Origin of the sequence: Trichococcus sp. ES5, assembly GCF_900067165.1 — a bacterium.
In the GTDB taxonomy this organism is placed as follows: domain Bacteria; phylum Bacillota; class Bacilli; order Lactobacillales; family Aerococcaceae; genus Trichococcus; species Trichococcus flocculiformis.
In genome coordinates this window covers 112111-120646 of record NZ_FJND01000001.1, presented here as the reverse complement: position 1 = coordinate 120646, position 8536 = coordinate 112111, and the positions used below count along the sequence as shown (strand labels likewise).

Here is an 8536-nt window from a genome sequence, read left to right as displayed (position 1 = left end):
AGCGGAAGCAGCAGCCCAGGCGGAAGCGGAAGCAGCAGCTCAGGCGGAAGCGGAAGCAGCAGCCCAGGCGGAAGCGGAAGCAGCAGCTCAGGCGGAAGCGGAAGCAGCAGCTCAGGCGGAAGCGGAAGCAGCAGCTCAGGCGGAAGCGGAAGCAGCAGCCCAGGCGGAAGCGGAAGCAGCAGCTCAGGCGGAAGCGGAAGCAGCAGCTCAGGCGGAAGCGGAAGCAGCAGCTCAGGCGGAAGCGGAAGCAGCAGCCCAGGCGGAAGCGGAAGCAGCAGCCCAGGCGGAAGCGGAAGCAGCAGCTCAGGCAGAAGCGGAAGCAGCAGCCCAGGCGGAAACGGTATCCCAGTCTGATGCAAATGTTGAATCAACTGTGGATTCGCCAGAAAGTTCAAAACTAATTGTTGTTGAGGAACTGCCAGAACAAGAAATAGAACTCGATTCAGTCGCTGAACCAGTCTCTTTAGAAGGAATTGCAAATGATCCAATCATTCCGGTGCCGCCTATAGTTGCTTTGTTGTTCGGTAAATCGACTCTAGCGTTTGGTGTGAACGAAGGGCTAGCACTAGCGGCGACTACATATAGCGACACAATCCAAGTAAATAAAACAGCCTTACGAAATTTAGGGTGCAGAACCTATGAAGTTACCTTGACCATCACCGGCATTCCCCCACTGAAACCTGTTGATGTCGTTTTGGTTTTGGATAGATCCGGTAGCATGTCCGAATCAGCTGGACGGTATTCACGCTTGTATTATGCAAAACAAGCGGCTATTAATTTTGCTGGATTAGTATTAACCGGTCCAAATGCTATTCCGGGTAGCCAAGTTGCAGTAGTAAGCTTCAGTGGGCCTCAAACCGTTACTGGTGATGGTATTCAGAGTAACGCGACAGAAAATTTGGGATTTTCTACAAATATGACATTAATAACTAATACCATCAATGGCCTTAATGCGAGTGGAGGCACAAACACTCAAGCAGGGTTTAATCAAGCTGGAACGACATTGAATGGAGCTAACGCGGATTCAAATAAAGTAGTCATCATGTTTACTGACGGCATACCCACAGCAAGCAATGGGAATCAATATGGTCCTAGCGAACCAACAGTGCACAATGTACACACAATTGGTGCATATACAGCAGGGCAAGCACTACATCCAAGGGCACGTGTATTCACCATCGGCTTATTGCAAAATATACCCACTAATGTCCGTACACTTGCCATTGACACATTGACAAAAGCTCAAAATGCTGGATTTTATGAAGCCCCATCTGCACAAGATTTACAAACAATTTTCGCATCTATTTCACAACAGTTAAATTATTCTGCGCTAAATGCTGTTGTAACGGATGTGGTTGGAAATAATTTCAACCTAATTGAGAGTAGTCTCCCGGCTGGAGCTGTTTACAATCCTATGAACAGAACTATTACCTGGAGCCCAGGAACAATCATTACAAATTCGCAGTTGAAATACACGGTTCAAGCCAAGCCGGAATTTGAAGGCGGATTAGCCTACACAAATGAATCAGCAACTCTTAATTACACGAACGTGAATGGAGTTGCTAATCAGGCGAAAACGTTCCCGAAACCTCAGGTGAATGTTCCTACGAGACTAAGTGTAAGTTTAACTGATGCCACTATTCTATTGGGTGATTCCATTCAATTGGCAATCGGCAACGATCCTGCTTCTCAAAACTATATGAGCCCAATAACTGGCGGTGATGGTAATGGTACCTACACCTATGCTTGGTATGTGGATGGCTCCGATACAGTTATTTCAACAGCGGAAAATCCATCTGTTTCACCTACCGTAGATACGAAATATAAGCTTATCGTTACAGACTCCAGCGGTTGTAAGGCCATCGCCTATATGTGGGTTAGAGTCAAAACAGGCAGTCTGACAATCAGGAAGGAAAATGAATCCGGTACAGTGATTACTGACAATCCTGCCACCTTCACTCTGACAAAAAATAGCACTACAACAACGCAGGTGACGGCTGCGAATGGATTTGCAGAATTCACCGGTCTTACAAGAGGAACGTATACATTAAAAGAAACAGTCGCCCCGACAGGGTATATAGCAGATCCGACAATATACACAGTGACTGTGGGATTAAGTACAGTGGGCGCAGTAGTGGTTACCGTGACTAAACCTGGAACACCCAACCCAACCACTGTTTCAAGTAATCCATTGGTAATACAAAACGCAATGGATAAAATTGATATTCCGGTCACGAAGACTTGGAATGACAATAATAATTTGCTGCAAACGAGGCCATCAAGCATTACTGTGAATATTTACCAGAATTACCAAGAAGGGGATTCACCTTACGACACGATTGTCATTACACCTGATTTAAACGGCGTGTGGAATGGGGTTTTCGAAGATCTTCCGAAATTTGAGAGCCCGAATGAGTTGTATATCTATACAATCGAAGAGGTGGGTGTCGATAAATATACGGCAGTGGTAACCCCTTCAGATAATGGCTTTACGATCACCAACACATTGAATGTCGGTTCACTCGTTATACTGAAAGTTGACAAATCTGATCCTACCAAAAATCTGGCTGGCGCAATTTTTGAACTCCGAAAAGCTGATGACAGCATTGTCAAAGATATCAATGGTAATGAAGTTAGGGGCACGACCGATTCCGATGGGCTGATTACCTGGGCGAACATCCCTTATGGTACGTATAAATTAGTGGAAATCCAAGCGCCCGATGGATTTAATCTGTTGGATGAAGATATCGAAGTTGTCATAGATGCCGACCATACCGATGTTTCTAAGACAATTGAAAATGTACCCGTTAAAGAACTTCCTGCTACTGGTGGAATGGGAACAACAGTGTTCACTTTAGTCGGATTGGCTATTATGATTGGTTCCGGATTTGTCTATAAGAAAAAGAAATAGTTGCAATTTTCGTAACAACTGAGTCTAGAGGAGGAGAAGAAGATGAGTAAAAAAATCAAGTTTCTTTTAACCGCATTATTGTCAGTTATGGTTTTGTTTGGTGTTCTACTTCCAAGCGCAGCATATGCGGCTACGGAGCGGCCAGACACTGGTGCATTGAGTATCCACAAGTTACAATATCATACCGAAACGGCTCCGGTCATCAAAAACAGTGGTTTGGCTTTATCGGCACTTCCTGCAGGGACATCGGCCTTACCGGGAGTGACATTTAAAGTCTACAAAGTCGAGGATGGTGCAACAGCAACTACAATACCTGTGAGTGTGACACCTGTATCCCTCGTGACGAATGAGGCAGGGCTTGCCGAATTTACCGATTTGGCAGCTGGACGCTATTTAGTAGTTGAAGACATCACTGCTGCTGGAACGCCATCCGGTATTGAATCATTCACACCTAACTTTTTGGTTGATGTTCCGATGATGAATCCTGACAATGTAACATGGAATACAAACGTGCATGTCTATCCTAAAAACCAGTTGGTTCTAGGCAAAGTGGAATTAACGAAATCATTCCAAGGATATACAGCAGCACCTTATCCTGTGGCTACTTTTGCACTTTACAAAGGGGATGCTGCTGATGGGACTGCCGATTCATTAATCGATTCATATTCTACTGACGCAACAACCGGAAAAATCAATGTTGAAAATCTGACAGTTGGAGATTATTACTTCATAGAAACAGTTGCCCCTACTGGATATGGTCTAAATAAAACTCCAGTTTCATTCAGTATCACCATCAATGATCATGACGTGACCAAGCTTGTCACAGACGATAACTTCTTTTACCCAACGGTCGACAAATTTATCACTACAATCGGCAACAAAACAGAGACAGCGAACATCAATGAACTGAATACTTGGTTCATCCAAGCAACCATTCCTGGAGACATCGGAGATTATGAAAGTTATGTTGTTACAGACGAACTGGAATCCTTCCTGGATTATAAAAACGCGCTGACAGTAAAAGCCGGGGCAGATGTGCTGACTTTAGGGACAGACTACACATTCACTGCTCCAGCGGTCGGGACTGCTGGACCGGTACTGACAATCTCTATCGATCCTGATGCATTGGTCGAATATGAAGGGCAGAAAGTCACCATTGAATTCAAAACATCCGTTAACAATACAGTAAAGATGGATGACGAAATCGAAAACAACGCAACCGTAACAGGTACTTTGGATGGTACACCTTACGAAGAGGATGTCACTGAATTACCGGAAGTGCACACAGGCGGTAAGAAATTCGTGAAAGTCGGCAAAACAACGGATTCGGCTGCTTTGTCCGGAGCAGAATTCAAAATTTTCAAAGCTGGAACAACAGAATATCTTCAAACAGACTGGTCTTGGGGCACCAAGGCAACAGCTCGCGTCTTCACATCAGGAGCTGATGGTAAGTTCGAAGTGACTGGATTGGCTTATGGCAACTACACTTTAGAAGAAACGAAAGCACCAACAGGCTATAACTTGAGAGCGGATGTCAACTTCACGGTCGGTCTCGGAAGCTACGCTGACACAAGCACTGCAACAATCACAAATGCCCCTACATTGACTCTGCCTTCAACAGGTGGTATGGGTACAATAGTCTTTTCAGTAATCGGGTCAGTACTGATGCTTGGTGCAGTGAAATTGTATAAGAAAGACGGCGTGGAAGAATAATAAGAATTAAATAGGAAAACCTGATTTGAACAGGCGATATAATCGCCTGTTCATCCAAGAGGCTTTCATAGGAAAGCCTCTTGGATGAACAGAAGAAGCGTTCAAAAGAGGTAGCAGATGTTCATCGTCTTCTGCACTTTACTTGATCAGGAAAGTGGGTGTTTGTATTGAAAATAACTATTTCAAAGAAAATGCAGAAAATTCTACTGGCGGCCATTTTTGCTGTAGGGTTAGGCATTTTTTTGTATCCAATTCTGAGTAATGTATATGTGGAGTATTTTCAAAATCAGGTAATCGATTCTTATCAAGATAAAGTTGATCAAATGACAGAACAGGAAAAGAGACAAAAACTGGCAGAAATGATGGCATACAACGATAACCTGAATCAGTCCGGTATTGAATATGAGGATCCTTTTGAAGGCATTTTGGATGATGACGATAAAAAAATCGAATCCGAAAGCAGTACAATTGATAGCGAAGTTGCTACTTCTGCAGATGAGGAAGCTGTGATTTATGATGCCTTAGCAGGTTCCGTGGGTGAAGCGCTCGGGCATATCGAAATCCCAAAAATGGATATTGATATTCCAATCTATTTTGGTACCAGTGAAAAAGTACTTCAAGAAGGGGTTGGTTTACTTGAAGGGAGCTCTTTACCAGTAGGAGGAGCCAGTACTCATGCGATCTTGACAGGACACAATGGACTGCCGAGTGCAAAATTATTTACAGATCTGCACAAATTAGCTGTTGGAGATATTTTTTTTATTCACTCCATCAACGGTACCCTCGCCTACGAAGTGGATACAATCAATACGGTATTGCCGGACGAAACCGAGTCATTGAAGATTGTTGAGGGTGAGGATCTGGTCACTTTGATTACCTGTACGCCTTACATGATTAATACACATCGTCTGTTAGTGTCGGGCCATAGGGTTGCTTATGAAGCGGTTCAAGAAATTGTGGATGAACCCCAAGAAGCGGATTCTTCCAAAGTCTTGAAGACACAAGATGAATACAACAACATTTACCTGATTGCAGTGTTAGCTTCCGTTCTTCTCCTTATTTGCATTATCCTATACAGAAGAAGGCGCATAAAAGAAGGTGATCAAAATGAAAAATAAAAAGAAGAACAGATACCTACTGCTCTTCATTTTGGGCGTATCCATCATTTTGGTACCGCAAATAGTCATCTTTTACAATAATTTAGGCCAACAACATCAAATAGATCTATACCAAGAAACAATCACTGACTTGAATGAAGAGCAGATACAACAGTTTTTTAGTGAGGCAGCCTCGATCAACAACAACACCATTGCTGATAATCTGGATAATGAAAATGATTCCGAACTCCTGGAAATTTCTGCAGACAGCACCAAAACCGTGAGTAATCATGATACGCTGAGCGATCCATTTACCAACCAGATGACTTCCGGCGGGAATCAACCTAGTTTGATTGCTGAAGATGATGTTTTTGCTTTCATCGAAATACCAAAAATTGGTGAGATGTTGCCTATTTTTCTAGGAGCCACTCCTAAAAATCTTGCAAAAGGCGTTGCTCAAGTAACAGAGTCATCGTTGCCGACGGGCGGATCCGGCACGCACTCGGTCATTGCCGGTCATCGAGGATATTATGGTGCAACATTTTTCAGATATATCGATCAAATGGAAATTGGGGATTTGTTTTATATACATGTATTGAATAAGGTACTAGCATACGAAGTGACAGGACAGGCTATAATCGAACCTGACGATACCTCTTCGCTAGGTATTGTCGAAACAGAGGACTTAGTAACTTTACTGACATGCACGCCTTATCCGACAGACCGATATAGACTGCTTATCTATGGATCGAGGGTATATGATGAGGGAGGAACTGTTGAGTATGCAAGCGCCTCAGAAGACCCACTAATCGGTAAAACCAATACGGAAGATGCGGAAATTGGCTCGGCGTACCCTGATGCGCAGGGGCAAGTTTTAGATGAACAAACATCCTATGCCGAGGACAATACGGAGATTGTAGAAAACCGGGATAGCGATGAAGCCATTGAAGAGAACACTGTTTTAACAGGGGACAAGGATGAAACACAGCCAAGTAACGAGGAGACTTCCGTGTCTTCATCAGAAAATATTTCTGTTCAACTTTTACAGTCCGAAACAGACATTTCAACAACCGCCCGCAATCATAAATGGATCAATCGTTTGATTATCATTGCAGGCTTATTGAGTATTGCTGTCAGTATCGGATTGATTGTGAAAAATAAGAGGAAAGGATAATGAAGCATATTTTTCGAACGAATGTAACGCATGAAAGAATTTAAAAAACTTTTGAGGTATTGATGATGGCGCTCTGGAATAGGGCGCCATTTTCATTCACTGAGTCAGGTGATGCGTATTTCTGAAGGGAGGCACATCTAATAGTGTTGCTATCGTTATCCTTTGTGAAACCACCAAAATGGTGTTAAGATGGTGATGAAAACGATAACATTTTTTCGTGAAGCAAGGGGGATGCGCGATGGACAAGAAAATTAATCAACTGATTGAAATCGCTGAATTTGCGATGGAGGCGAACGATTATGCTCATGCTGAAAAAAAGTACATCAACGCCTTATATTTAATGGATAATCCTAAATCGGAAGAATATCAAAAAGTCGTAAACAAGCTGGCGAAGTGCTATGCCGCCCAGAAAAATTTTGCTGGAGCCAAAGAGTGTCTTGAAGAGCTATTGTTTTACGCTAAAAAAAATAAAGATCTGAAGAAAGAATCAGAGTATCTGCATGCCTTGGCGGTGAATACCCGGTGCATGAAAGAATACGATTTGGCAGCATTGATGTGTGAAGAAGAAATCACTTTCCGATTGACGCATTTTCCCGATGATTACAGTGGGTTGGCCCGCAGTTACTATGAGGCGGCTATGCTGTCTTTGTTGCAGCGGAATCCGATGAAAGGCAAAATGAATCTTGATAAGGCGAAACAGTACGCTGATAAATCCGAAGACGAGGAATGTCAAGCTGGCATCATGCGCGGACTGGGTGATTATCATTTTACCCTCAATGAATTGGAAAGAGCCCGGGATTCCTATCTAGAAAGCCATGCCTTATACATGAAAAATAAAAATGAAGAAGCGGCAGATGAATTGTTGGCAAGGCTGAAGCGCGTTGAGGGCGCAGAGTGAGCACCTTAATATACGACTTTGAACCGCAGAGATCCATTCTTAAAACGAAAAAAGCAACCCGTTTTTCTCAGGTTGCTTTGATTTTCTATAAAATCGATAAAATATCTGAAGGTGTCTTGAAGATGTGATCGGCATCGAATCCTTCTGCCGTATGCGATCCCCATTCTGCCAATCCGAATGCAACAGCGGCATTGCGTGCGCATTGGTTGTCGTAAATGGAATCCCCGATGTAGATGGCTTCATTTTCGGAAACGCCTAATCTGCGCAAACATTCCGTCAAAGGTTGTCCGGAAGGCTTGTGTTCTTCAGTATCGCTTGATGTGATGATGACGTCAAAATAGTCATCCAAACCGTATGGTGTGATGTTCAGCTCGTAACTCTCTTTTGTCTTTGAAGTGACAATGCCCAGGAGATGATTGTTTTCCTTTAAATAGCGCAGCGTATCTTCCATTCCGGAAAAGATACTTACGCTATCCGCATAACCTTTCGATTGCATACTCCACTTCGGATGCAGGGCGGCAGCTTCTTCAGGTGTGAATCCCAAATACTGCAAACCTTCCATCCCCGGTATGCCGAAAATTTTCCGCATGTCTTCTTGTGTGGCAGGTCTGCCGGCGTGTTCCTGAAGGATATCGTCCAGACCTCTGAAAATGGAATCTTCAGTATCAACGATTGTACCGTCGACATCAAAAATAAATGTATGAATCATATGCGCAACTCCCTTGAAATATTTCTTGTTATTA

The 8536-nt window shown here is 43.4% G+C and carries 6 protein-coding genes; 5 read left to right on the top strand and 1 reads right to left on the bottom strand.

Features of this window, described 5'->3' with window-relative positions; translation table 11 throughout:
- From TES5_RS00490 to TES5_RS00470, 5 genes are all read left to right on the top strand, one after another.
- A partial coding sequence (locus tag TES5_RS00490) for a SpaA isopeptide-forming pilin-related protein (protein ID WP_198143273.1) occupies positions 1-2911 on the top strand: 2911 nt, incomplete at its 5' end.
- 42 nt (positions 2912-2953) lie between these two features.
- The gene (locus TES5_RS00485) at positions 2954-4624 is read left to right on the top strand and encodes a SpaH/EbpB family LPXTG-anchored major pilin (protein WP_068558662.1); all 1671 of its coding nucleotides are present in this window, start codon (positions 2954-2956) and stop codon (positions 4622-4624) included.
- Between the two features lie 167 nt (positions 4625-4791).
- Positions 4792-5742 carry a class C sortase gene (locus TES5_RS00480; protein ID WP_083546388.1) on the top strand — a complete coding sequence of 317 codons (951 nt, stop codon included), beginning with the start codon at positions 4792-4794 and terminating at the stop codon, positions 5740-5742.
- Positions 5732-6895, top strand: coding sequence for a class C sortase (locus tag TES5_RS00475; protein ID WP_068558660.1), 1164 nt, complete (start codon positions 5732-5734; stop codon positions 6893-6895). Before TES5_RS00480 ends, TES5_RS00475 begins: the two co-directional genes overlap by 11 nt.
- A gap of 238 nt (positions 6896-7133) precedes the next feature.
- On the top strand, positions 7134-7793 hold the full coding sequence (locus TES5_RS00470; protein ID WP_068558658.1) for a tetratricopeptide repeat protein: 660 nt from the start codon (positions 7134-7136) through the stop codon (positions 7791-7793).
- Between the two features lie 85 nt (positions 7794-7878).
- Here the strand turns inward: TES5_RS00470 and TES5_RS00465 are convergent, their stop codons facing one another.
- The gene (locus tag TES5_RS00465) at positions 7879-8502 is read right to left on the bottom strand and encodes an HAD family hydrolase (protein WP_068558656.1); all 624 of its coding nucleotides are present in this window, start codon (positions 8500-8502) and stop codon (positions 7879-7881) included.
- Positions 8503-8536 lie beyond the last annotated feature (34 nt).

Bases quoted from the DNA above. Each gene is read 5' to 3' on its own strand.
- TES5_RS00485 (WP_068558662.1), top strand. From the start codon at position 2,954: ATGAGTAAAAAAATCAAGTTTCTTTTAACCGCATTATTGTCAGTTATG.
- TES5_RS00475 (WP_068558660.1), top strand. From the start codon at position 5,732: ATGAAAAATAAAAAGAAGAACAGATACCTACTGCTCTTCATTTTGGGC.
- TES5_RS00470 (WP_068558658.1), top strand. From the start codon at position 7,134: ATGGACAAGAAAATTAATCAACTGATTGAAATCGCTGAATTTGCGATG.
- TES5_RS00465 (WP_068558656.1), bottom strand. From the start codon at position 8,502: ATGATTCATACATTTATTTTTGATGTCGACGGTACAATCGTTGATACT.